The organism is Chitinophaga costaii (assembly GCF_900094705.1).
Taxonomy (GTDB): domain Bacteria; phylum Bacteroidota; class Bacteroidia; order Chitinophagales; family Chitinophagaceae; genus Chitinophaga; species Chitinophaga costaii.
Genome location: NZ_FMAR01000008.1, coordinates 43792 through 66157, shown reverse-complemented (window position 1 = coordinate 66157; position 22366 = coordinate 43792). Strand labels below are relative to the sequence as shown.

At 48.4% G+C, this 22366-nt stretch carries 23 protein-coding genes; 10 read left to right on the top strand and 13 right to left on the bottom strand.

Features of this window, described 5'->3' with window-relative positions; all coding sequences use genetic code 11:
- Window positions 1–2: 2 nt before the first annotated feature.
- Entirely contained in the window at window positions 3–1454 is a 1452-nt protein-coding gene (locus tag GA0116948_RS12455) for a circularly permuted type 2 ATP-grasp protein (protein WP_089712646.1), read from the bottom strand.
- 698 nt (window positions 1455–2152) lie between these two features.
- Here GA0116948_RS12455 and GA0116948_RS12450 point away from each other — a divergent pair.
- Window positions 2153–3349 carry an OmpA family protein gene (locus tag GA0116948_RS12450; protein ID WP_089712644.1) on the top strand — a complete coding sequence of 399 codons (1197 nt, stop codon included), beginning with the start codon at window positions 2153–2155 and terminating at the stop codon, window positions 3347–3349.
- 31 nt (window positions 3350–3380) lie between these two features.
- On the opposite strand, the gene GA0116948_RS12445 is transcribed toward GA0116948_RS12450, so the two are convergent.
- Together GA0116948_RS12445 and GA0116948_RS12440 are read right to left on the bottom strand one after the other, a co-directional pair.
- Window positions 3381–3863, bottom strand: a complete 483-nt coding sequence (locus GA0116948_RS12445; protein ID WP_123891793.1) for an HAD domain-containing protein — start codon at window positions 3861–3863, stop codon at window positions 3381–3383.
- A 164-nt stretch (window positions 3864–4027) separates the two neighbouring features.
- Window positions 4028–4879: a sugar phosphate isomerase/epimerase family protein gene (locus tag GA0116948_RS12440; protein WP_089712640.1), complete on the bottom strand. Its 852-nt coding sequence runs from the start codon at window positions 4877–4879 to the stop codon at window positions 4028–4030.
- 20 nt (window positions 4880–4899) lie between these two features.
- On the opposite strand from GA0116948_RS12440, the gene GA0116948_RS12435 reads away from it, so the two are divergent.
- On the top strand, window positions 4900–5166 hold the full coding sequence (locus tag GA0116948_RS12435) for a hypothetical protein (protein WP_089712638.1): 267 nt from the start codon (window positions 4900–4902) through the stop codon (window positions 5164–5166).
- A gap of 212 nt (window positions 5167–5378) precedes the next feature.
- Window positions 5379–6491, top strand: a complete 1113-nt coding sequence (locus GA0116948_RS12430; RefSeq protein ID WP_089712636.1) for a hypothetical protein — start codon at window positions 5379–5381, stop codon at window positions 6489–6491.
- A gap of 133 nt (window positions 6492–6624) precedes the next feature.
- Here GA0116948_RS12430 and GA0116948_RS12425 read toward each other — a convergent pair whose 3' ends face one another.
- The 7 genes from GA0116948_RS12425 to GA0116948_RS12395 all read right to left on the bottom strand — a co-directional run bounded on the left by GA0116948_RS12425 (window position 6625) and on the right by GA0116948_RS12395 (window position 12605).
- On the bottom strand, window positions 6625–7434 hold the full coding sequence (locus tag GA0116948_RS12425; RefSeq protein ID WP_089712634.1) for a heme ABC transporter ATP-binding protein: 810 nt from the start codon (window positions 7432–7434) through the stop codon (window positions 6625–6627).
- Window positions 7431–8447: a FecCD family ABC transporter permease gene (locus GA0116948_RS12420; RefSeq protein ID WP_089712632.1), complete on the bottom strand. Its 1017-nt coding sequence runs from the start codon at window positions 8445–8447 to the stop codon at window positions 7431–7433. The genes GA0116948_RS12425 and GA0116948_RS12420 overlap by 4 nt, the downstream gene beginning before the upstream one ends.
- On the bottom strand, window positions 8444–9253 hold the full coding sequence (locus GA0116948_RS12415) for a heme/hemin ABC transporter substrate-binding protein (RefSeq protein ID WP_089712629.1): 810 nt from the start codon (window positions 9251–9253) through the stop codon (window positions 8444–8446). The genes GA0116948_RS12420 and GA0116948_RS12415 overlap by 4 nt, the downstream gene beginning before the upstream one ends.
- Window positions 9254–9342: 89 nt before the next feature.
- Window positions 9343–10335 (bottom strand): hypothetical protein, encoded by a 993-nt coding sequence (locus GA0116948_RS12410; RefSeq protein ID WP_123891794.1) that lies wholly within the window; start codon window positions 10333–10335, stop codon window positions 9343–9345.
- Between the two features lie 4 nt (window positions 10336–10339).
- Complete coding sequence (locus GA0116948_RS12405; RefSeq protein WP_089712625.1) at window positions 10340–11011, bottom strand: hypothetical protein; 672 nt, start codon at window positions 11009–11011, stop codon at window positions 10340–10342.
- A 78-nt stretch (window positions 11012–11089) separates the two neighbouring features.
- Window positions 11090–11815 carry a hypothetical protein gene (locus GA0116948_RS12400; RefSeq protein WP_089712623.1) on the bottom strand — a complete coding sequence of 242 codons (726 nt, stop codon included), beginning with the start codon at window positions 11813–11815 and terminating at the stop codon, window positions 11090–11092.
- Between the two features lie 25 nt (window positions 11816–11840).
- Window positions 11841–12605, bottom strand: coding sequence for an HmuY family protein (locus tag GA0116948_RS12395; protein ID WP_089712621.1), 765 nt, complete (start codon window positions 12603–12605; stop codon window positions 11841–11843).
- 227 nt (window positions 12606–12832) lie between these two features.
- Between GA0116948_RS12395 and GA0116948_RS12390 the strand changes: the two genes are divergently transcribed.
- Window positions 12833–13162, top strand: coding sequence for an antibiotic biosynthesis monooxygenase family protein (locus GA0116948_RS12390; protein WP_089712619.1), 330 nt, complete (start codon window positions 12833–12835; stop codon window positions 13160–13162).
- A gap of 169 nt (window positions 13163–13331) precedes the next feature.
- On the opposite strand, the gene GA0116948_RS12385 is transcribed toward GA0116948_RS12390, so the two are convergent.
- From GA0116948_RS12385 to GA0116948_RS12375, 3 genes are all read right to left on the bottom strand, one after another.
- Window positions 13332–13814 (bottom strand): DUF4411 family protein, encoded by a 483-nt coding sequence (locus tag GA0116948_RS12385; protein WP_262487138.1) that lies wholly within the window; start codon window positions 13812–13814, stop codon window positions 13332–13334.
- 23 nt (window positions 13815–13837) lie between these two features.
- Entirely contained in the window at window positions 13838–14950 is a 1113-nt protein-coding gene (locus GA0116948_RS12380; protein WP_249260571.1) for an ImmA/IrrE family metallo-endopeptidase, read from the bottom strand.
- Window positions 14951–15279: 329 nt separating this feature from the next.
- On the bottom strand, window positions 15280–16242 hold the full coding sequence (locus GA0116948_RS12375; protein ID WP_165798456.1) for a helix-turn-helix transcriptional regulator: 963 nt from the start codon (window positions 16240–16242) through the stop codon (window positions 15280–15282).
- 290 nt (window positions 16243–16532) lie between these two features.
- On the opposite strand from GA0116948_RS12375, the gene GA0116948_RS12370 reads away from it, so the two are divergent.
- The 6 genes from GA0116948_RS12370 (at window position 16533) to GA0116948_RS12340 (ending at window position 22300) form a co-directional block, all read left to right on the top strand.
- A complete protein-coding gene (locus GA0116948_RS12370; RefSeq protein ID WP_165798457.1) occupies window positions 16533–18689 on the top strand; it encodes a TonB-dependent receptor plug domain-containing protein in 2157 nt (718 codons plus the stop codon).
- Entirely contained in the window at window positions 18686–19162 is a 477-nt protein-coding gene (locus GA0116948_RS12365; RefSeq protein WP_089712612.1) for an HmuY family protein, read from the top strand. Before GA0116948_RS12370 ends, GA0116948_RS12365 begins: the two co-directional genes overlap by 4 nt.
- A 9-nt stretch (window positions 19163–19171) precedes the next feature.
- Window positions 19172–19831 carry an HmuY family protein gene (locus GA0116948_RS12360; protein WP_089712610.1) on the top strand — a complete coding sequence of 220 codons (660 nt, stop codon included), beginning with the start codon at window positions 19172–19174 and terminating at the stop codon, window positions 19829–19831.
- 238 nt (window positions 19832–20069) lie between these two features.
- Complete coding sequence (locus GA0116948_RS12355; RefSeq protein ID WP_089712842.1) at window positions 20070–20882, top strand: SDR family oxidoreductase; 813 nt, start codon at window positions 20070–20072, stop codon at window positions 20880–20882.
- A 291-nt stretch (window positions 20883–21173) separates the two neighbouring features.
- Window positions 21174–22001, top strand: coding sequence for an SAM hydrolase/SAM-dependent halogenase family protein (locus GA0116948_RS12345; RefSeq protein ID WP_089712607.1), 828 nt, complete (start codon window positions 21174–21176; stop codon window positions 21999–22001).
- Between the two features lie 11 nt (window positions 22002–22012).
- On the top strand, window positions 22013–22300 hold the full coding sequence (locus GA0116948_RS12340; RefSeq protein ID WP_089712605.1) for a putative quinol monooxygenase: 288 nt from the start codon (window positions 22013–22015) through the stop codon (window positions 22298–22300).
- Window positions 22301–22366: the final 66 nt, after the last annotated feature.

The following is a 22366-nucleotide window of genomic DNA, read 5'->3' as shown; positions in this document are numbered from 1 at the left end:
GTTCAGCAAGATAAAACCCAGGTGTCTTTACTACCGCCACCCTGTGAGCTATTTACCACCAGGGAGCCTTCTTTAAGGGCTACACGGGTAAGGCCGCCCGGCACAATGGTAATGCCATCCGGCCCGTAGAGCGCATAAGGGCGCAGGTCTACACGCCGGGGCTGTAATACGCCATCGATATAACAGGGTGCGGTAGACAAACTAATGGTAGGCTGTGCGATGAAATTGCGGCCACCGTCTTTCCGTATTTCTTTTTTATACTTTTCTATTTCCTCTTCCGATGCTGCGTGCCCCATCAACATACCGTACCCCCCACTTTCATTGGTTTTCTTGATCACCATCTTATGCATGTTTTCAAATACGTAGGCGCGCTCATCGTGATTGCCAAGGCTATAGGTGGGCACGTTTTTGAGCAAGGGCGTTTCGTTCAGGTAGTATTTGATCATGTCGGGTACATAGCTATACACCGCTTTATCGTCTGCCACCCCATTGCCAATAGCGTTAATGATGGCCACGTTGCCCTTGCGGTAGGCACTCATCAGCCCTGCCACACCGAGCACACTATTAGGATTAAATACCAGGGGATCAATAAAATCATCGTCTACGCGGCGGTATATCACATCTACCTGCTGCAAACCAGTGGTGGTTTTCATAAACACTTTGTGATCGCGGATCACCAGGTCGCGACCCTCCACCAGCTCTACGCCCATTAAACGGGCCAGGGTGGTATGTTCATAATAAGCGGAGTTAAACATTCCAGGGCTTAGCAACACCACCGTGGGGTTAGATACCGCCCGCGGGGATAGCGACATGAGGTTTTTATATAACACCGCCGGGTATTCTGTTACACTGCGCACATTACATTGAGGGATCAGGTCTGGAAACAGGCGCTTGGTAATCTCCCGATTCTCCAGCATATAGCTTACGCCCGACGGGGTACGCAAGTTGTCTTCCAGCACATAAAAAGTACCGTCATAATCCCGGATAAGGTCTATCCCGGAAATATGCACATAAATATCATGGGGTACCTTCAACTGGTGCATTTCCCGTAAAAAATGAGGGCAGGAGTAAATTAATCCAGCGGGTATCACCTTGTCTTTGATGATAAACTGGTTGGTATACACATCTTTCAAAAACAGGTTCAGGGCCTTGAGCCGCTGTTTAATGCCCAGCTCAATAAAAGACCATTCCGTGGCAGTGATCACGCGGGGTATAATGTCGAATGGAAAGATTTTTTCAATGCCCTCCCCACTATCGTACACCGTAAATGTAATGCCCTGGCTCATGAACAGGCGTTTGGCCAGTTCCTCCTTTTTACTTAAATCGCTGGCAGATTCTTGCTCCAGGTAACGGATAATCTGGTGGTATTGTTCCCGCATACGGTCGCCGGCAATGTACATCTCGTCCCAGGTATTGGCAATCTGCGCATAGCTATTGAGGTTTACACTTCCCATATTTAATATGTTTTATTTACAATAGCCTTTCGCATATTGTCAATAAAATACACAGAAAATACGAGTAATAAAATATTTTTTGCATTTCCCATGAAGAAAACTGCAAATTTTATCGTATTAATATTTTTTAAATATAATATACAGCGGTCGTTATTACGAGTAGCTGCTCCAGGCGCTGGTTTTTATGATGGATGTCCCGTTGCTGCGCCTGTAAGCTCCTTGTCTTTTTTTTCTGTTTGGTAACTGATCTCCAGTTCTTCAATTTATTTACCTTCTAAATAATGAATCGTCTATGCATTTGCTGGTTTCAAAGTGGCGGATGGCGAAGATGTAATATTCTTGTGCAGCGTCTACGATAAATAGGTAAGCAATAATCCGGTGAAAGTGGAGGATAGTAGGCGTTCATCCGGCCAGTCCAGCACCTGTTCCATGCCATGAGCGGCAAGGCATAAAAGCATTAAAATAAGAGCCGCCTGGCGGCGGGGCGCTGGAAGAAAGCCAAAAACCCTTTAAATTTATCAGAAATTCACCCCGGCGTTCCTGACATTTTGTTCCGGCATTATGTGCCTTACAAAAGGAGGCTTCGTCCTACCGGATGTCGAGGCTTGTACCCGAGGGCCTTAAAAATTCCGGTCGTTTTGCTGAAATAAATTACCGTTCTTTATTTGTAAATACTTACTCACCTAAAAATCCCTGTTATGGCATTTCATTTCGTAACCGCAATAAAAAAATACCTTCCGGAAAACGTAGTAGCACAGGCGGCCCAGTATTATGGCGAAACACCTGCCAATGTACAAAAAGGTATAGACGCCATTATTCCCGTGTCGCTACTGGGTCTTCTGCAGCAAGTGGAGGGCGGCCATATGGCATCGCTGGTAGATTACTCCCACGATGCTTTTAAAAGTGGCATCCTGGAAAATGTGTCTAACGTCTTTAACCACACAGGCGGCGGCATACCATCCCTTGCCCCGTCCTTGCTGTCGGAAGTGTTTGGCAGCAGGCTGGGTACTATCGCCAACAGTATTACCACTTCCATAGGCCTTAAAGGAAGTACCACATCGGCCCTGCTGGGCACCATACTGCCACTGGCACTGGCCGTCATTCACAAACATGTGAATGAGAATGATATGAGCGCCGGCGCCATAGCCTCCCTGCTGGCCCAACAGAAGAAAGAGGTAGCCAGCAGCGTACCCCCAGAGATTAACCTGCAACAGCTGCTCGGCGACGCCGCCCCGGTGATCAACCGGCCCAACGGATTACCTGCCACCCGGAAAACTAACTGGGCCGGGCCATTGCTCATAGGCCTGCTGCTTATTATAGGGGTATGGTACTGGCTGCGCAGTTGCAATCAACCCAATGCCAGCAAGCCCATATCAGACACCATTACCACCACAGACCATAGCACCGGCACCGATACCGTGGTTACCCTCCGGTCAGCACCACTGCAACTAACCCTGCCCAATGGCGTGAAAATAGACGCCCTTAAAGGTGGGATAGAAGACCGGCTCATTGCCTTTATTAAAGACCCTTATACCGAAGCAGGCAAGGACATTTGGTTTGATTTTAATACGCTCAATTTCACTTTTGGTACGGCCAACATTTTGCCCAGCAGCCGCACAGAGTTGGAAAACATTGCACAGATATTAAAAGCCTATCCCAAAGTGAAGATCAAAATAGGCGGTTATACGGATAGAGTGGGTGAAGAAGCGGCGAACAAAAAACTGTCGCAAGCCCGCGCCGAAGCTGTGGCAAAGGCTTTGCGCGAAGAAGGCGTAGGCAGCCAGGTAACCGGAGCGGAGGGCTATGGCTCGCAATATGCGAAATATGCCGCCGATGCTCCCGAAGCAGACCGTATTAAAGACCGCAGAATATCGGTGAGTGTAAGAGAAAAATAAACACAACCATCGCAGGCATTGTATGTATGGCTTATCCGGGCTTAACCGGCCGCAGGATGGTGAGCGCCTCCATAGCCGCTTCCACGTCTAGCCCCACCTTGGGCATGGTACGCACCCATTGCGTTTTAATATCCGGCGGCAGCGCCTCCAGGGCACTATCATCGTCAATGATCACGTAATGGGTGTTGGCACCATAACGCCGCACCCATTCGGTTACATCTGCCAGCCGGCTATGCTGCCTGTTTTGCAATTTAAAATCATCCAGCACCTGAATACTTTGCAGGTGGGCACAGCGCTCGCTGAAGATCTTCCGCCAGCCCTCGTTGGAAAAGCGGTTACGGTAAGTGCTGGTTAAAATAATGTGCGCCTCACTGTATTGCAATAACCAGTCTAGTTGCTGCTGCGCCAGGGGACTAAATGCGTAAAATTCGCCTTGTTCCAGAGCCTCCGGACGCCAGCTTGCGGTAGTGACCATTACGCCATCGATGTCCAATAAAATTATTCGTTGTTCCATGATACATATAGGATAAATAGGCGCCTGCCAAGCGCCGACATACAAAAAGGTCCTATTATTAATTCCCCATTATCAGCCATTATATTTCATTACACATAACAAAGCCTTCCGCACAACTGGGTGCTGAAGGCTTTTCATAGCATATATGGTACCGTATGATTTTGCTATTTTTCTACAGTATGGACTACTCCCCGGAAGTACCCTGCAGATTCTGCGATCCCGGCCAATGGGTCTTGCATATCTTTCTCGAACTCAATACTACAAATACCAGCATATTTTATTTTATCCAATGCAAGGGCTAATGCCGCAAAATCAATAACACCCCGGCCTATTTCCACCGCTTTGCCATCTTGCTGCGCAGCCGTTACATCCTTGATGTGGAGGTCGAAGAGGCGGGTATGATAAGCAAGTGCCGCTTGTGCCGGATTTTCGCCGGCGCGGGTGGCATGGCCAATATCCATGCAAAGCCCTAAACGGCTATCCCGGTTTTTGATCAGATCGTACACAATCCTGGGCGCAGGATACAACTTATCTTCCGGCCCATGGTTATGAATGGCAAGTCGAATGTTGTATGCTTTTACTTTTTCTTCGGCATAATCGATCAGCTCCGGTGTGGGTACGCCTACTATCAGCGGCACCCCTACCCGCTTGGCATATTCAAAAGCCTCATCAACGGCCTCTTTGGTCTTCATGTAAATAACCCCTACTGCATACACCTTTACCCCTGCAGCGCTGATTTTGTCCAGCACTTCCTTTATCTTTTCCGGGCTGCTGTTTATAGGCAGGTGAATATCTTTAATAGAAAGATAGTTGATTGCCACCCGTTTCATAATGGCCAAGGACTGATCCAGGTCCAGCTTAGCAAAGGTATAACCTGCAATACCTACAGGCAAGCTGGTAGTTTTTCCGGCAGCAGACTTTGAATGGCGTGTATTCGCCACCGTTAGCAAGGGGGCCAGCGAGGTGGCGGCAAGACCTATGACTGATTGAAACAAGAAATTCCTCCTGGTATACATAACGGGTATATTAAGTTTCCGTGAAGATTACCGATGCACAGCATCCCGGTAATAAAGCCCGCTCAAGATGGTTATTTTTTTTGACTTTTTTCTTAAAAAATTTGAAAAAAATAAAAATAGGCAAAACGATTAAACCCGCTGCTACACCATTGCTTTATAAAACAGCAGCCTTAGCTACCGGAACAAAATCCTATCAAAAGATACGGCATATTTTGACCATTGTAGATGAGTATGGAGAGCATAAAAAGAAGCAGCTAATTGAAAGCAACTATCGCCAGATACTGTAAGACATTGGGTACAGTGAGGAAGAATATTTAATCTGCAATTAAAACAGTATGCTATTTGCGCTTTGTGGGCTTCGGCAGGTTTTGTTCGTGCCATAACCTGGTGAACGTAAAATATCATCAAGCGGTGAAACACCGTAAAAAAAAATTAAATTGTATTTTTTTGAACCACTGAATAAAGTTTCATCCTGAAGCGTAGCGCATATTTTAAAAACATGAAAAATATAGAAAAGTCAGATCCGTTTGCTGTAAGCACCTATCAAAACAATATGGGCATTGTTACTATACTTACCACTGAAACGGCCGTTTCAACAAAGGATAATATATCATTTGACGGGAAAACACTTTTAGCTAACTATGTTTATAATGATCATGCAGGGGATTACAATTTGCACTATACCCTGATCGATACAAGAGGAAAAACAGAAAGTTACCTGGAAGAAGCCGGCATATTGCCACATTTGTTCTTTAACCCGGAACAAAAGATGTATGTTTCATTAATACAAATCCAAGCCGATAAAGAACAAGCAATAAGCCTCCCGGTTTTTAACAGGGAAAAAATAGATCCTCCTAAGGCTGACAAATCCTTTACCGGAACATTTATTGGCGTTACAACACATGCTGCTATCTTTTATGACGTAGACCTGTTTTCAGATACAAGACCCGACAAGCTGCTAACGATTGAATATAATCAGGAAACCATCAAAAAGAAATGGAAAATCAACATTTCGTTACCGAAAAAAAACAAGACATTCCTTTCCGGCAATGACATTCATTTGCTGGCAAAGGAAGGCGATGGCTGGCTCCACAGGCAGATAGATGAAAAAGGAAATGAGAATAACCGGAGAATACTTATTTCAAAAACGAAGCATTTTTTGCAGGTTTTTTTTCTTTCTTTTGAAAAAGACTCCCTTCTATTGAAACAGGATTCCGAGAAATTGTTACTAGAAAAATGGGATGCAGCGGGCAACATAAGTACCATCCATTTACTTGATTTCCCCGACGCATTTTATAACACCTGGCGCCCGGTGAACATTGCAGCCAGTACCTATGTCATACAATTTAATACGGAGTATGGGAACGGTTGGCTAACAATACGGCAGGAACGAGTAATAGAATTGTTTTACAGAAAAGGTATGCAAAACTATGAGAATATCCTATCCGGAGAAATATGGGAAACGGAAGAAAAAAACCTGATTATTGCAGGCATCAACAAAACAACGGATCATGCATATGCAGTAATTTTTTATCCGAAGGCAGAAAATACATCATCCCCCAACAATAGGCTCATCCTATTAAACAGGCAAATAGCCAGCGAATTGTTTTAAGTACTGTCCAGCATCTAAAATACTTCGATTGTAGCATTCCAATAAGGCTCAGCAAGAAATACTAAAGCTGTGGAAACGTATTAGCTGTCAAACAAAGGCTTACAAAGCAACTAATTATTTAAAAAGCCGATGGCTATTCCTCCACCGGCAGGCCCTGCTGCATAGGTAGTATAATGGGGAAACCATAATCCGGGTGCAACAGCACCGATACCTGCATGCCATACACCGCGGCGATAGTAGATGCCTGTAACACTTCGCCAGGGCGGCCACTGGCCCAAATTCGGCCTTTGGCCAGCAGCAGGATATTGTTGGCAAACTGGGCTGCCAGGTTCAGGTCGTGCAATACAATGATTACCGTCAATCCTTTTGCGGCCAACTGTTGCACATACCCCAGGCATAACTGTTGGTGCAACAGGTCCATGCTGGCGGTAGGCTCATCCAGCAACAGGTACTTGCCTTGCAGGTGAGGCTGGTCCACATGCCGTAGTTGTACTAAAACACGGGCCAGTTGCACCCGTTGCTGCTCTCCGCCAGACAGGGTATGAAAATGTCGCATGGCCAGGTGGCCCAGTTGCAAGGCCTGCATAGTTTCCGTGACCAATTCCTGATCGCGGGCAGATGGCTGCCGGCTAAAATGCGGGTAGCGGCCCATCATCACCACTTCCCGCACGGTAAAGGGCAGGTTCACCGCGTATTGCTGGGTAAGTACCGCCCTTTCCAATGCCAGCTTCGCGGCCGGCCTGGAATGAATGTTTTGTTTATTGAACAACACCAGCCCTTCTCCCGGCAACACTTCGCCGGAGAGTACCCGCAGCAGGGTAGACTTTCCGGCCCCATTAGGCCCCAGCAGCACATGCACCTGTGCAGCGCCCAGCGTGGCGGAAATACTGTGTAAAATATGCCTGTTGCCCGCCTTGCAGGAAACATAATCGATCGTCATCATGATGCCCAGGTATTGAGTTGTCTTTTTTGTTTCATCAACATACCGATGAATAGCGGGGTGCCAAGGATGGCCGTTACAATACCCAGCGGCAGTTCTGCGGGCGCAATTAAAGTACGGCTCAGTACATCAGACAAGGTGAGTAAAGAGGCACCCAGCAAAAAACTGTTGGGCAGCAAGGCCCGGTGATCGCTGCCGGAAGCACTGCGTAAAATATGCGGCACAATCAGCCCTACAAAACCAATGATGCCCGATACCGCCACACAGGCGCCCACAAGCAGGGTAGCCAGCAGCATCACCCCTGCCTTGAGGCGTTTAACCGGAATACCCAGGTGGGCGGCGGCGGCTTCGCCCAGCGCAAATGCATTGAGCCACTTGGCCAGTCGTGGCAGCAGCAGTACCGGCACCACCACGAAGGGCAGCAGAGCCGCCACGGTAGCCCAGGTAGCCCCACCCAAGCTGCCCATGGTCCAGAAGGTAACACTGCGCAACTGATCGTTGTTGGCCATATAGGTAATAAGCCCGGTAAGTGCATTACACAGGGCATTAATACCCAGGCCGGCCAGCAGCAGGGTAGCCATGTGGGTGCTACCCCCACTGCGCGACAGGCGGAATACCAACAGGGCACTCAACACCGCACCCAGGAAGGTGGCCACGTTCATCCAGTAATAAGATACCCCGCTGAACACTACGATACATAACACGGCAAACAAAGCAGCACCCGCCGAAATGCCCACCAACCCTGGGTCTGCAAGGGGATTGCGGAACAAGCCTTGTATGGCCGCTCCCGCCATGGCCAGCGATCCGCCCACCATAACGCCCATGCATACACGGGGCAGGCGAATCTGCCATAGCACATTGGCTTCACTTTCCGTAAAAGATATGGGCAGGTGCAGGTGAAGTTTGTAAAGCAAAATAGCAACTACCCGTAGCAAAGGTATATGCATGGCCCCCATGCCGCAAGCCAGCAGCACCGATAGCACCAGCCCTGCAATTAATAGCACCCGCATCATCATCGTTGAATCTTATTGTGTAACTCTTGTAAGGCCTGCGGCAAGCGCAGGGTAAAACCAGTGAGCAGCTCCCCTTCCATGGTAATAAATCTTTTGTTTTTGCCCGCATTGGTCTGGGCTACGCCCGGCACCTTCAACAGTCCTTCCGCGCCCCCTATGCTGGCCAGTCCATCGGTAAACAGCAGCAGTACATCGGGATTAGCGGCTACGAGCGATTCGGCGGTTAAGGGCTTGTATTCCTTAAAATCTTTCATCGCATTTTCTCCGCCGGCCAGTACAATCATTTGTTCTACCGGCGTACCCGCGCCACCAGCCAGCAAGGTGCCGGCACCCCGCGCATAAATGAAGAGTACTTTTTGGTGCAAGGGAGCCAAGTGCAGGGCCTTCAGTTGCTGGTCAAACTGCTGCTGAATGACAGGCACCTTGGCACTCGTACCCGTGGCCGCCGCCACCTGTTGCAGCATTTGCCGGATACCGTTGGCAGACAGGGCCTGCGGCAGTGCCACCACATTGGCCTTTGCATTTTTTAACTGCTGTACCAGTAGCGGATCCAGTTGTTTTTCCAGCCCTATCACCAGCGTAGGATGTAAGGCCAGTACCCCTTCCGGCGATATATTGCGATTGTGGCCCACCTTGGGTTTACTCACCATCGCAGCCGGGTAGTTGCTGGTAATGTCGGTACCCACCACCTGCGATTCCAGGCCCAGGGCCCCCAGCACCTCGCTGATGCTGCCATTGAGCGATACAATGCGCTGCTGCGCCTGTACCGTGCCTACAAAAAATAAAAGTAACGTGAGTAGGTATTGCATGTATAAACGTATTTAAAAGGCAGTTCCCGGCAAGGGAAAACTTGCCGGGAATATTGCTGCCGATGGGTTTTATAGTGGGGTTATATAACTTAAGGCGTTACCTGGATCACCAGCTCGCTGAATCCAGTAGGCCCGTTAATGCCATCCGTAGTAGTATATAACGCCAGGCCGGGATAGGTGCCGGGGGCTATATCTGCGGGCAGTTGCAGCTCCACCTGGTCGTCGGAAATAACCCGCACCACTTTCACCGGTAACTCCTCAAACGTATCCAGGTTGGTGATGATAGAAGCCCCAATAGTGCCGCTCAGGTAAGTACCCTTTACAGTGAAAGTACCGCCAGGCTTCAGCAGGAAAGGACTACCCAGCTTATACAGCCAGGGGTATGGCTCGTTCACAACTTCAATGGCGTTACGGGCATTGGATTCACTGTTATATATAGTGTAAATGCCATTGGTCACCTTCACATCGTAAGTGCCAGCCGGTACGTTAGACAGTAATGCGTAATGAATGCTGGTACTATTCATATTCAGCAAAAGCGCCTGGTATTCCTTTTTATCCGATACCGCTACAAAGGTGATGCTAGTACGGGCGGTATCGGCCAGGAACCAATCTCCATTCAACACATTCTCCGGGCCTGTCCATAACTGCGACCCTGCCACTAGCGAAAATGAGGGCTTGGGCTGGCGCAGGTCTATATACAATTTATATTGCTGCTGTATGCCTGCCTCGGAGGTCACCGTATATACTTCTCCACTCTGAAAGGCGATGGCCTTGCCAGACACCGGTGCTATGGTGGCCTTTGCGGGCAGGATAATTTCTGGGCGTATACTATCCGGTAGCGTTTTATAGCTGGGCCAATACACGATAATACTATCGTGGCTGATGGTAGCCAACAGCGCGGTGTCGGGACTAAATTCCGTTATTTTAAAAGATTGAATATTCGTATAGCCGGATACGTTTACCGTATCGCCAGCAATAAGATGGTATTTATCAACGTATTCCTTACTACAGGAAGATAATACGCCTACCAGCCCTGCAAAAATAAAAATGAGTTGTTTCATAAAAACGTCTGCCTTGACCATTTAATTAAATTTTCTTGTAAGCGTAAGACACCGCGTCTGTGTAGGCGCCTGAGGTGCCACCTACAGCAAAGCTGCGTACATTGATAATATAGGCTTCCGGTGTGCCGGTGAGCGCGCTTGGAACGCTCACATAACTACTGCTGGTAGAATGCGAATCTTTCCAGATCACGATCACAGAATCTACAGTAGGTACACCTGTTACGTAGTGATAATAGCCCAGGCCAAAATTCACGCCGCTGAAGGTGCCGTTTACACCTACTACATTATACTTGGAATAACCGGTCGTATCCGGCGCTACGCCCAGGTTGGCATTCTTTACCGTAATCTTGTTTTTCACCACAGACCATGCCGAGCAGGTATCTGCAGCTGCCATGGTGCCAATGTAAAAACCACCGGTTACCGGGCGAACAAAACTGTTGGAGTAACCTTCCCATTGCACCACAGGACCGGTACCGCCGGCCAATGTTACAGTTTTAGGAGCCCAGGCGGTATAATAGCTAAAGCTGGTGCCGGTGCTGTTCACCACGGTGTCTTTTAAGGTGCAGGCAGTCACCGCGCGTGGATCGGTGCCCGTGCCGGGCGTGGCAATGGAATCGGCTTTTTTGGAGCAGGCACCCAGTAAAAGGGTGATGGCAGTAACGCCAGTTAACAAGGAGGAGCTTATAGTGATTTTCATTTGTTTGGTTTAAAGTGGGTGATGAATGGATTTTTTAGTGCCAGTCAGGGCAGACGTATATGAGAAGAAATTAATAGTTTATTGTACAAAACGTATTGGATACTGGGTGCGGGAAGACAGCGTATAGGAGCGCAGCTCCAGCCAGTAGTCCGTATCCGGCAGGAATAGGGCCTTATCGTTTTTGCCGATAGAGAAAGACATATTCGTGGTGGAATTTGTTGCATTTTCAAACTCATGGAATTTGTATACCTCCTTCCCACCTTTGTCTATTAGATAAAGAGAGGTGACACTGTATGAGGGCAATATGTTGGTGCCCGAAATACCCAGCGCAGCGCCGGCACCGGCAATGTTAAATACCGCCGTATTAGTTGCTGAAGACAGTTCGTTGAGTTGCAAATAAGCCTGCTGTATCACTGGCTGTACGGTGTAGGTAGTTTTGCTGCCGCTCTTGCCGGTTACCGTGTATAGGATCTTTGCCGTATCGAATACCGGCACCAGGGAATCAGATGTCGGGAAAATACTGGCGCCCTCCGGCAGTGTTACGTTCACTTCCAGAAACTGAAGCTGGTAGAAGTATGGCAGATACACGGTGATAGTCCTGGCGCTGTCGTTGATAGCGCCCTGTATATTCACCTCGCCGGTATTGCGTACCTTAAATGCAATGATGCGGCTGTCGGACAGGGTGGTAAGAGTATCCCGCACTGTGTCTGCTTTTTTATCGGACCACTTGTCTACCGTTTTGGTGCAGGCGGCCAGGCATGCTACCGCTAGCAGCAGGAAAAGCCATTGTTGCTTAATGATCATGGGTTTATGTTTATATAGAAAGGGTCTACTTCGTTTCAAATTTGGTACTGCCCTTGGGCACCATCAAATAGTCGAAATTGAAATACATATGTGGGGCATTCCGTGTCCATTTATCGATGGTGAGTGCGTCTTTGTAAACGGAGATCATTTTGATCTTGGCATAGTTCCCATTGGCCGTACGCACCACCAGGGTACGAGGGGCAATCTGGGTCTTGTCTGCCATCGTAACGCCATCGCCCAGCGCATACACGACATGTTGCTTATCATAACTGCCATCGCCTACCTTGGTGCCGCCAAAATCATAAATGTACCAGCCCGTACCCGTACCAAAATCGCCGGCGTTATCAGTCATGAACAGGTCTTTACCAGTTTTAAACTGGTCGTCGGAAGGAATATCCACTACATCGTCAAAGGCTTGGGCCAGGATCAGGATACCTCCGGTGGCACTAGAGCCACTGCCATAATTGGTTTGATCGGCGCCATTATTGCCCGCCAGCGCAGAGGAATACAGCGCGCCGAAAGACAAGTCCCAGCGGGTGGTTTTCTGATAACTTTCCGCAACCCGTTCGTTATTTTCAAGGCTGTAGTATAAAGTTACCTTGGGGGCAGTGGGATTACTGTCCGTCGTATCTCCCTGGAAATTTCTTACGCTGATTGTTTTATAAAAATTACCATAATCTGGTTTTTCTGGCTCCACTTTGTCGTCGTCTTTACCGCAGGAAATAACCGTGAGTCCTAGGAAGAAAACGAGGGCGTACTTGCATGCTGCTTTGTAAAAAGAAATCATCATCGTTGTAGTACTTTTTTTTCTGATGCAAATGTCTGCACAACCAATGGTCCTGTAAGGAGAAAGAGTTACCATCTACGGAAAAACGGACACACGCTCAAACCTAGTTCCACAGCAGTTTACAGAATATACCAACCGAATTTCCGTTTGGGGTAAGTAAGTTTTCCGCCAAAGATCCATGACAATGCCATGACATTATTAGCTTTGCAACATCACCTAATTATACAGCCATGAACAAACATTTTGTAGCCATTAACTACATTCATTGCATACCCTCCTTCCGTACCCGCTTCGAGGAGCTGTTTGCCACGCGGGCCCATGCCATAGACAGCATGCCGGGATTCATTAATATGCATGTACTGCGCCCGGAGGATACAGAAAGCCCTTACCTCATTGTGAGTTACTGGGAAACGGAAACTTCGTTTAAAGATTGGATGAAGTCTGACGCCTTTGTACAAGGCCATAAGCGTGGATTTGCAGAAATAGCCGCCGCAAAAGCCGAAGGTAGCCCCGCTCCCATGAAGAGTGATTTTAAAACATACGCCATCATCAGCGAATAGCTTCACCGGCGGGCATATACGTAAAAAGGGCCTCTCCTATTATGGGAGGCCCTTTTGTGTTTTACTGCATAACTAAGCGCATTTTGAGATGATCTATTTCAAAATGCTTGATACGGTATTAAATGTTAGATGGTTGTATAGGTACTTTTAGGAGTATTGAGCAGGGTGTTTATTTTCTTAATGAAAACATAAATTGAAGGTCCATTTCCTGTATAAATTCAAAGTCGTTAATCCAACGAATGCCCATGTTTTCGCAAACATTGGGGATTTTTATTTTGACAGTGTTTAATGCCGTAATTTTTTCTTCTTTTGTAACTACTGTCGCATTTTCATTTAGCGCATGTGCAATTATCCAAGGATCAGCTAATGAACGCGCTTTAGTATTATCAACCAGATTTCTATGAACTGGATTATTTGAATATATAGTTTGTAGGCAAATGGTAACGGGTCCTGATATTTTATGAATCGGGATCTTACTGTTCTTTAACCATTTTGATAAATCATCTTCGGTTCTTACAATTTCTTCATATACCATTTCAGGGATAAATATTATACCTTGTCTGCCTAACGTTATTAGAACATTCCAATAGTCAGGGCAGAATTTTGGATTATAATATTTTTGCCAAGCCTGAATTAGCACATTGGCATCAATACAGTATTTATGTGCCGTTGCATTTATCTATATAATTGGGCCTCTAGTTTTTGAAACTTATTTACCTGTACGTTCAATAAACTGCTTGCAACGGTCGGTTCAATGTACCCTCCACGAAATGCGTCCAAAACGGTTTGCGTAAAGAGCCGGCTGTTTCTATTTAACTGAAGAAGAAAATAATCAGGTCCCCCCTGCTTATCTTTCTGCCTTACCTTCTTTTCCAATTCGCGATGTAGGTAATCTTGATAGGCAAAATCCGCTTCTTTTTTTAGTTGCTGATAGGCGGAAATTGATATTAGTTTCAAATGCTTCAGTCTTACTAAAAGAGCATATGAACTTACGCCCAATGTCTTAGCCATGCTAAATACATCCTTTGCGTTTTGGGAAATATTTGCATGGAGATTCAATATAAAATTTTCTGGCATCAAGGCATTAGCGGCTACTTCATTACAAAAAAGCTCAATAGGTTGAAACTTTTCTCCGTTATTAATCTCCAGCTCCATCGCATTTGATATTCCTGTTGCTGCAATCCAAATATGAGCTATTTCATGAACAAGCGTGAAAAGTTGCGGGGCATTCCAATCCGCTGAATTAACAAAAACAAAGGGAGCATATCGGTCAGAAATAGCAAATCCCTGAATTTCGTCCGCATCAAGTTTTAATCTGGAATGTATAAAACTTGTCCTTGAAACAAAGATTCCATTTTTTTCTGCCGCATTTATCCACTCTTTTATTGGCGCGTCGGATTTATAATTCGGTGGATTAATATTTAATGTTTTAAGTATATCCTGCGCCACAATTTTGGGATTATCCTTCATGGAAAACCTTCCTACAAAAGGCAATGAAGCTTCTCCATTTTCAGCATAAACATTGCTTATCCATGCCTGCTTCTGTTGAATTTCACGTATTATAAAGATGGAGGAAGTCGTTAGGTCTTTAGCATCTTTTTTTCTGAAATCCTGTAGCGGTTGAAAATCCCTGGGAATTTCAGGTAAAAAAAATAAGGCAAAAGGTCGTTTGTACGCTTTTGCTAAAAACTGAGCTTGCTTAATAGTAGGCTGGCTTGTTCCATCTTCCCACTCCTGTAATTTATCCACCGTTACGGAAGCTTTGGCAGCAGCAATTTCTTTGGACATGCTGGCCGATTCCCTTGCCCACTTAAGAACGTTTGGTGTTATATATGCCTTGTCTGCCATGAGGTGCTAAAGGTAAAAAATTAAAAGGAATTCCGGCAGTTGTTATAGCGTTCACCCCCACACTCAGCATCATCAGAAAGGGAATATATCAATTAAAGGCCGTTCGGAGTTTAAGCATCTATTTCCCCTTTTTTTCCGCTTAACAGTTTATCCATAATTTTAACTTTCTCTCGTGCACTTTGCAATAAAGTTACTGGGAAAGACTAGCAACCCGGCGGCCCCCAACCCGGTGACATTCCCCCTCCCTCAAGCAGTAAAGCCCCCGGCGGTTAAAACCTTCTCACCTGGTTCGGCACAATATTAAAATGTTTCTTAAACGCGCGGGTAAAATGCGCCACGTGTTTGTAACCTGTGAGGTAAGCCACTTCCGATACGCTAAGCCCTTCCAGCAGCATTCTGCGGGCCTCTCCCATCTTCACCACGTGCAGGTAGCCAAATACGGTGGTGCCAAAAACTTCTTTGAATTGCTTTTTAAGATAGGCATCGTTGGTACCCACCTGGTGGGCCAGGTCTATCAGGGAACAGGGGCTATGCATATTTTGCACAATGATGTCGCGCACATGGTGCATACGGTCTATGTCTTCCTTCTTCAGCGCCTTGGGTGCCTTTACCTGTTTGGCCGCCGATAGTTGCAACTCATATTCTTCCAGTTGAATGGCCAGCAGCTCCGTGGTTTTGGCGCGCAGGTACAATTCTTTATATCGGCCGTCCAGCGGGCAGTTCAGCATATCATACAGGATGCTGCTATTTTTATACCGCAGCGACAGGTTGTTTTCGCTCATCGTAGCCGGCACATTATTTTCCAGGCTGTTATTGAACGCAGCGTAAAAGGGGTGTTGTTCCGGCAATAAGCGCAGCAGCAATTCGGGGCTGATACCCAGTTCAAAAATCTCCAGCGGCTCTCCAGCCTCCCATTGCAGGTGTAATTTTTCTTCCGGCAGGAACACGTAGTTGTATTCCTGTTTCTTGAACGTAGCAAAAGCGCGGGCGTTTTTTTCCAGCGCATAACTCTTAGAACCGCTGATGGTATAACTAAGTTGCAGGAAAGGCGATGTATTATCGATCAGTACCCTGCCTGCCTGAGCGGATTGCATTTTATAATAACCCAGGCAAATACCATCGGGGCTGCCCAGTTCATAGATCATGCCCTGGTGCCCTTCTCGATCCACCTGGCGGCGACTTTCACGCAACCGGGGTGCGTCTTTTTGATAGATATCGAAAGTACAGAACATTGGGTGCATGGTTTGTGGACGGTTGTTGGTCCTTTTTCATAAGGGGTGTGGTTCAGATTCTACCTGCAATGATAGCCAAAATAGGTGATGACCGCTTTACGCAGGCAGGAACACCCTTGATCCAAAAAGGAAAATTCCCGGCCCAGGAACACTTTAGACGGGAAAGTTTTCCGTTTGGGGTAAATACATTTCCGCCTGGGGTAAATGCTGTCGGCCTGCCCGCCTGTTTTTCCGTACCGGGTAATTCTTTCTCCGCAACGGGAGCGCAGTACGCTGCAAATTCGCAGCCCATGAAGCTGCATAAAGGACTAACCGTTTTATTAGCCTGGCTCCCCTGGGCTGCTGCCAGCGCCACCCTCCCTACAGACAGCCTGCCGCACCTGCGCAAACAGGCGCTGCGGGAAGTGGCCGTACAAGGCAGCACCCTGCACAAAGAAACCGACTTGATCAATATAAAAAACGTAGCTCAGCCGGTAACCATCATTACCCGCAAAACGATTGAAATGATGGGCAGCCGCCGCCTCGATGAAGTATTGCGGGAACAAACCGGCATGGCGGTGGTGAGCGACCTGGGAAGTGGCAACCGCTCCCTGGGCCTGCAAATGCAGGGATTTGGCGCTGCCTATATTATGATCCTGATCAATGGTCAGCCCATGACCGGCCGCTTCAATGGCAACTTCGACCTGTCCCGCATTAATGTGTCGGACATTGAGCGTATTGAGGTGATCAAAGGCGCCTCCAGCAGCCTGTTTGGCTGCGATGCGCTGGGTGGGGTCATCAATATCATTACCCGGCAGATAGTCACCCAAACGAAAGGCATGGCCAGCCTGCAACATGGCACCTACCAATCTACCGACGCCACGCTGGAAGCAGAAACCCCGCTGCTGCACCAAAAGGCAACGGCTTTTGTATCGGGCAATTATTACCATACCAATGGCTTTAATGTAAACACCCAATACCTGCAGCAAGGCAAAACAGCGCCCCCTTACAACAGCCTGAATATGCAAGGCCGCTTCCGCTACCAACTAAACGATGTGCATGCCCTGCTGCTCAATGCACGGGTGGCCAGCCGTAACTCTGTGATGGACCGGTCGTACGGCGCACAGGACTTCCGCGATAAATTGAACGAGCACGATATGAATATGATGGTGGCGCTCAATAGCCAGCTTCACCACGGCCCGCAGCTACTTACCCGTTATTACTTTACCCGCTATGCTACTAACCAGGCGGTGAAGGTGCAGCAGACCGGCACTACCCTGCAACAGAACGACTTCATTCAAAATATACACCGCGTGGAGCTGCAAGCCACGCAAGACCTGTTGCAACATACCCTCACCCTCACCGGGGGGGCCGGGGGCGACTACCAGCAACTACAAGACGTGGCCGCCGCCAGTCATAACAGCATGTATACTTATTTCGGCTATGCCCAGGCCAACTATAAACCCGTAGCTACCCTAAACCTTACCCTGGGCGCGCGGTACGATGGGAATAATATATTCGGCGGTAAGCTAAACCCCACGCTGGGCGCAGACTTACGGCCCGCAAGCTGGATGGCGCTGAAATTTTCCGTAGGGCAGGGTTTTAAAGCCCCCACCTATGCACAACTGTACCAGGTATTTACCAATCCTACCGAGGGTTATACGGTGATAGGGGCCAATGTATTTACCAAAAAGGCAAAGGAACTGGAGGCAGCAGGACTAATTCAGCAGGTACTGCCCGTGGCCGCCGGCATTCATGACCTGCAACCCGAAACGTCTACCTCCTGGAACCTGGGCATTACCCTGCAACCAGCCACCCAACTGGAATTTACAGCCAATGGTTTTTATAACAATATCCACCACCAGATTTTTAGTCAGCAGGTAGGCATTATGTCCAATGGGCAGCAACTGTATTCCTGGTTTAATATACAGGCGGCATTTACCACCGGCATAGAAACCTCCCTGCGATGGTCGCCGCTGAAGGGGCTTAGCCTTACCGGCGGCTATCAATACCTGATCGCAAAAGACAAGGGAGTGATCGATTCTATTAAAGCCGGCAGCAGCAAATACGGTCACCTGAACTACGGCACCATCACCGCTACACCCCGCGATTATTTTAACCTGCCGGGCAGAAGCCGCCACAGCGCCAATGTACAGGTATTTTACGAACTACGTCCCTGGGCCATGACCTACTCGCTGCGGGCCAGCTACCGGGGCAAATACGGCTTCATGGACCGCGATAACAATGGCTACATAGACCCCCACGATGTTTTTGTAAATGGCTACTTCCTGCTGAATGCCTCCGTGCAAAAACACCTGCTGCAAAAACGCCTTACCCTGCAACTGACGATCGACAATATTTTTAATTATACCGATTATCTCATGCCCGCACAACCTGGCCGCATGGTGCTGGCAGGTGCTACCTGGCGGTTTGCAGCACATCACATCAACGAAACAATTACACCATGATAAAGTACCTGCTATTTACCGGCATTGTATGCCTGGCCACCAACGCACAGGCACAGGACATTAAAACCCTGCGTAACATCAATGCCAGTCAGGGCACCACCTACCTGGACCTGCAACACGGCGATACCGTGAGCAGTAACCGCCATTGGGACATTGCCCTTTTTAAAACTACCCTGTCGGTAAATGAACCAGCCATCCTGCTGCATGCTAAGTTTGAGGAGCTGGTTAAAGCACCCGATGCCCCCTACCAGACAGACAGCGACACGCTGAAAGCCATTCCTACCGGCAGCGGCAAGGGCTGGTACCAATACAACATGGAAGAACATACCATCACCCCCTTGCCGGATAAAGTGATTGTACTGAAGGTAGATGACCAAACCTTCATTAAACTACAGATAGAAAGTTATTACAAAGATGGCAAGCCCTGGGAAGCCGGCGCTTATTACACCCTCCGCTACGCCATCCTGCATTAAACCAGCAATATGAAAAAGATTAGCATCCTGCTTTTGACCCTGGCCGCACTTTTCAGCGCCTGCACCAAAGACACGAAAGACACCATTTCCGAAGACGGTGCCAGCACCGTCATCACCGACTTGCCGGGCGATACCACCGCCCGCGTGGGCGGCAATTCGGCTGGCTTTAAAATCCTGTACTTCCGCTTCGCCACCGGCGCAAAAGTAACCGTGGCCGACGAAGACAAGGCCTCGCTACAATGGGACCTGGCCTTCACCGGCCCTTATAATTCGGAGGTGTATGTAAACAGTGGCACCTATGAATACAACCCCGGCTACAAAGGCCCTGGACAGGGCGCCATCGTGATTGTAAACCAGGATTACGACCAGGTAAACACAGCCCCGGACAACGCCGCCTTCAACAGCTCCACCGTATACAAAATAGGCTGGGACGCCGGCAACGGAGTAGGATGGTTTTTCTATTCGCTAGACAATCACATCGTAGTGCCTGTGCAGCACCGCACCTTTGTACTCCGCACCCCGGATGGCAAGTATGGCAAGCTGGAACTCATCAACGTATACAAGGGCAATCCACCCGTGGTGACCGACCTGTTCTGGCCTGCACCCTACTTCACCTTCCGCTATTATGTACAGCCAGATGGCAGCCGGAATATCCGTACCAAACAATAACAATCCCAACACCCAATACACCAACGGCCGGCCCTTACCATGCCGGCCATTTTTTTATATACCTGCTCACGCTTTTCGGGTAGGCAACCCCATAGTTGTTTTGTAGTAGTACTATTATAAAAGCGTGGGGGCGTGGCCGTAGCCGGCCCCTTTGCTGAAATCCATAAATATTTCTTTACATTTGTTCCACAACAGCGCTGTTCCGCAAGGGATGCAGCATTCACTACTAATCCATTACATGCAAACGACTACATCCAAACCCGTAGCCATCATTACCGGCGGCACCTCCGGCATTGGGAAGGCACTGGCCGAAAAATATATCCGGGAAGGCTACCAGGTGGCCGTATGCGCCCGCAAAGCGCCTGCCCTCCAAGCCTTGGTAAACGAACTGCATGCACCATCACTCTTTACCCAGGTAGCCGACGTAAGCCTGGAAGCCGATTGCAAATCTTTTATTGACGCAGTGTACAGCCAGTTTGGCCGCATCGATCTTTTGATCAATAACGCCGGCATTTCTATGCGCGCCCTCTTTAAAGATGCAGACGTGGCCGTGCTGAAAACACTGATGGACATTAATTTTTGGGGTACAGTGTACTGCACTAAGTTTGCCCTGCCCGCGCTGCTGGCCAGCAAAGGCACTGTAGTGGGCGTATCCTCTATTGCTGGTTACCGTGGACTGCCGGGTCGCACCGGTTACTCCGCCTCCAAGTTTGCCATGCAGGGATTTCTCGAAGCACTGCGCACCGAAAATCTGCACACCGGCTTAAACGTGATGTGGGTATGCCCTGGCTTTACGGCCTCTAATATCCGCAACACCGCCCTGAATCAAAGCGGTGCCGCACAAAGTGAAACACCGTTGGACGAAGGCAAACTAATGACCTCCACAGCGGTAGCCGTGGAAATTTATAAAGCCATCTCCAAAAGAAAACGTACCCTGGTGCTAACAGGCCAGGGCAAACTCACCGTATGGCTGAACAAACTCATACCCGGCATTGCCGATGGACTGGTGTTCAACCATTTTAAAAAAGAACCCGGATCGCCTTTGCAATAAGTGCTTCCGCTACTTTCATTTTTACCGGCAGGTATGCACCCACTTTCCCGGCTCTGTGATATACGCCGCATACCTGCACTCCCTTTTCCATGGCCCGCAGTGCCCTTCCCCAGATCATTTCAGCACAACACACAATATTTTTTACGCATTGCCTGGACCACTGCATGCCAGTTATCCACGTGATAAAAAAATACAAGGCTATCGCCATTTTATGACCGTTCTTTGCAGCGCGGCATTAAAATTGAAGCATATCACGCATCGCAGGGCTAACAGACCCATTTTATTCTCATCATGTCTATCATAACGCTTACATCGGATATCGGATTACAAGACTACCTGGTAGGCGCCATCAAAGGGCACCTTTGGCAGCATTGTCCCGATTGCCAGGTGATAGATATCTCCCATCACATCTCCCCGTTTAACTTACCCCAGGCTACCTATATCTGTAAAAGCGCCTTTGCTTTTTTCCCTGCCCGCACCTTTCATTTTGTACTCATTAATTTATTCGACCGCAAGCAGGACCACGTGCTGCTGGCCCGGCATAATGGCCAGTACATAGGCTGTGCAGACAATGGCCTGCTCACCATGATCACAGAAGGCATGCCCGAAATGGTCGTTCGCCTGCCACTGGATACACAGGGCCCGCGCAATACCTTTACCATTATCCATACCCTTATGCAAGCAGTAAAAGCCTTGCAGGCAGGGCAATCCCTGGCAGCATTGGGCGAGGTTACGCAAGACATTGTACTCAAAAACAAATTGCAACCCCTCACGGGCGACGACTATATTGAAGGGCAGATCATTCATATAGACAGCTTTGAGAATGTGGTGGTGAACATTACCCGTCACCAGTTTAATGCCGCTCGCAATGGCCGCCGCTTCTCCATCTTCTTCCGCCGCGATGAAGTGATCACCCAACTGAGTGAAACCTATGCCGACGTACCCGAAGGACATAAATTAGCCCTCTTTAATGCCGCCGGCTACCTGGAAATTGCCGTGAATAAAGGCAATGCCGCTGGCCTTTTCGGCCTGCAGGGCTTCCAGCGCGACCAGCTTATGCAGCAGGGATTGTCGGCACAACTATCTTTTTACCAGACCGTGCGCATCGTTTTTGAATAAATCACTTTCTCATGATACTCCGTATTGTAAAAATGAGCTTCCACCCCGATAAGGTAGCCATCTTCCTGGACCTGTTTGCCCGGCAACGCGCGCAGATAAGGGCATTCCCCGGCTGTACCCACCTGGAATTATGGGAGGCATTGCCCAACGGCCACACCCTCTTCACCTACAGTCATTGGGATAGCGAAGCCGCGCTGGAAGCCTACTGCCAGGCCCCTTTGTTCCAGGAAACCTGGACCGCCACCAAAGTATTATTCAACGCCCGGCCCGAAGCATGGAGCCTGTTGCAAAAAGGATAGCACGCCTGGCCGGGAGGATTACGCCAGGCATCCTCCTGCAAAATATACTTCCTTGTTAAAACACCG

What these genes read in the sequence shown, in the direction of transcription:
- GA0116948_RS12440 (WP_089712640.1), bottom strand. Translation starts at nt 4,879, where the DNA reads ATGTATACCAGGAGGAATTTCTTGTTTCAATCAGTCATAGGTCTTGCC.
- GA0116948_RS12355 (WP_089712842.1), top strand. Translation starts at nt 20,070, where the DNA reads ATGCAAACGACTACATCCAAACCCGTAGCCATCATTACCGGCGGCACC.
- GA0116948_RS12410 (WP_123891794.1), bottom strand. Translation starts at nt 10,335, where the DNA reads ATGGTCAAGGCAGACGTTTTTATGAAACAACTCATTTTTATTTTTGCA.
- GA0116948_RS12420 (WP_089712632.1), bottom strand. Translation starts at nt 8,447, where the DNA reads ATGATGATGCGGGTGCTATTAATTGCAGGGCTGGTGCTATCGGTGCTG.
- GA0116948_RS12405 (WP_089712625.1), bottom strand. Translation starts at nt 11,011, where the DNA reads ATGAAAATCACTATAAGCTCCTCCTTGTTAACTGGCGTTACTGCCATC.
- GA0116948_RS12455 (WP_089712646.1), bottom strand. Translation starts at nt 1,454, where the DNA reads ATGGGAAGTGTAAACCTCAATAGCTATGCGCAGATTGCCAATACCTGG.
- GA0116948_RS12340 (WP_089712605.1), top strand. Translation starts at nt 22,013, where the DNA reads ATGATACTCCGTATTGTAAAAATGAGCTTCCACCCCGATAAGGTAGCC.
- GA0116948_RS12360 (WP_089712610.1), top strand. Translation starts at nt 19,172, where the DNA reads ATGAAAAAGATTAGCATCCTGCTTTTGACCCTGGCCGCACTTTTCAGC.
- GA0116948_RS12375 (WP_165798456.1), bottom strand. Translation starts at nt 16,242, where the DNA reads ATGTTCTGTACTTTCGATATCTATCAAAAAGACGCACCCCGGTTGCGT.
- GA0116948_RS12345 (WP_089712607.1), top strand. Translation starts at nt 21,174, where the DNA reads ATGTCTATCATAACGCTTACATCGGATATCGGATTACAAGACTACCTG.
- GA0116948_RS12425 (WP_089712634.1), bottom strand. Translation starts at nt 7,434, where the DNA reads ATGATGACGATCGATTATGTTTCCTGCAAGGCGGGCAACAGGCATATT.
- GA0116948_RS12395 (WP_089712621.1), bottom strand. Translation starts at nt 12,605, where the DNA reads ATGATGATTTCTTTTTACAAAGCAGCATGCAAGTACGCCCTCGTTTTC.
- GA0116948_RS12445 (WP_123891793.1), bottom strand. Translation starts at nt 3,863, where the DNA reads ATGGAACAACGAATAATTTTATTGGACATCGATGGCGTAATGGTCACT.
- GA0116948_RS12370 (WP_165798457.1), top strand. Translation starts at nt 16,533, where the DNA reads ATGAAGCTGCATAAAGGACTAACCGTTTTATTAGCCTGGCTCCCCTGG.
- GA0116948_RS12415 (WP_089712629.1), bottom strand. Translation starts at nt 9,253, where the DNA reads ATGCAATACCTACTCACGTTACTTTTATTTTTTGTAGGCACGGTACAG.
- GA0116948_RS12400 (WP_089712623.1), bottom strand. Translation starts at nt 11,815, where the DNA reads ATGATCATTAAGCAACAATGGCTTTTCCTGCTGCTAGCGGTAGCATGC.
- GA0116948_RS12365 (WP_089712612.1), top strand. Translation starts at nt 18,686, where the DNA reads ATGATAAAGTACCTGCTATTTACCGGCATTGTATGCCTGGCCACCAAC.
- GA0116948_RS12450 (WP_089712644.1), top strand. Translation starts at nt 2,153, where the DNA reads ATGGCATTTCATTTCGTAACCGCAATAAAAAAATACCTTCCGGAAAAC.
- GA0116948_RS12430 (WP_089712636.1), top strand. Translation starts at nt 5,379, where the DNA reads ATGAAAAATATAGAAAAGTCAGATCCGTTTGCTGTAAGCACCTATCAA.
- GA0116948_RS12380 (WP_249260571.1), bottom strand. Translation starts at nt 14,950, where the DNA reads ATGTCCAAAGAAATTGCTGCTGCCAAAGCTTCCGTAACGGTGGATAAA.
- GA0116948_RS12390 (WP_089712619.1), top strand. Translation starts at nt 12,833, where the DNA reads ATGAACAAACATTTTGTAGCCATTAACTACATTCATTGCATACCCTCC.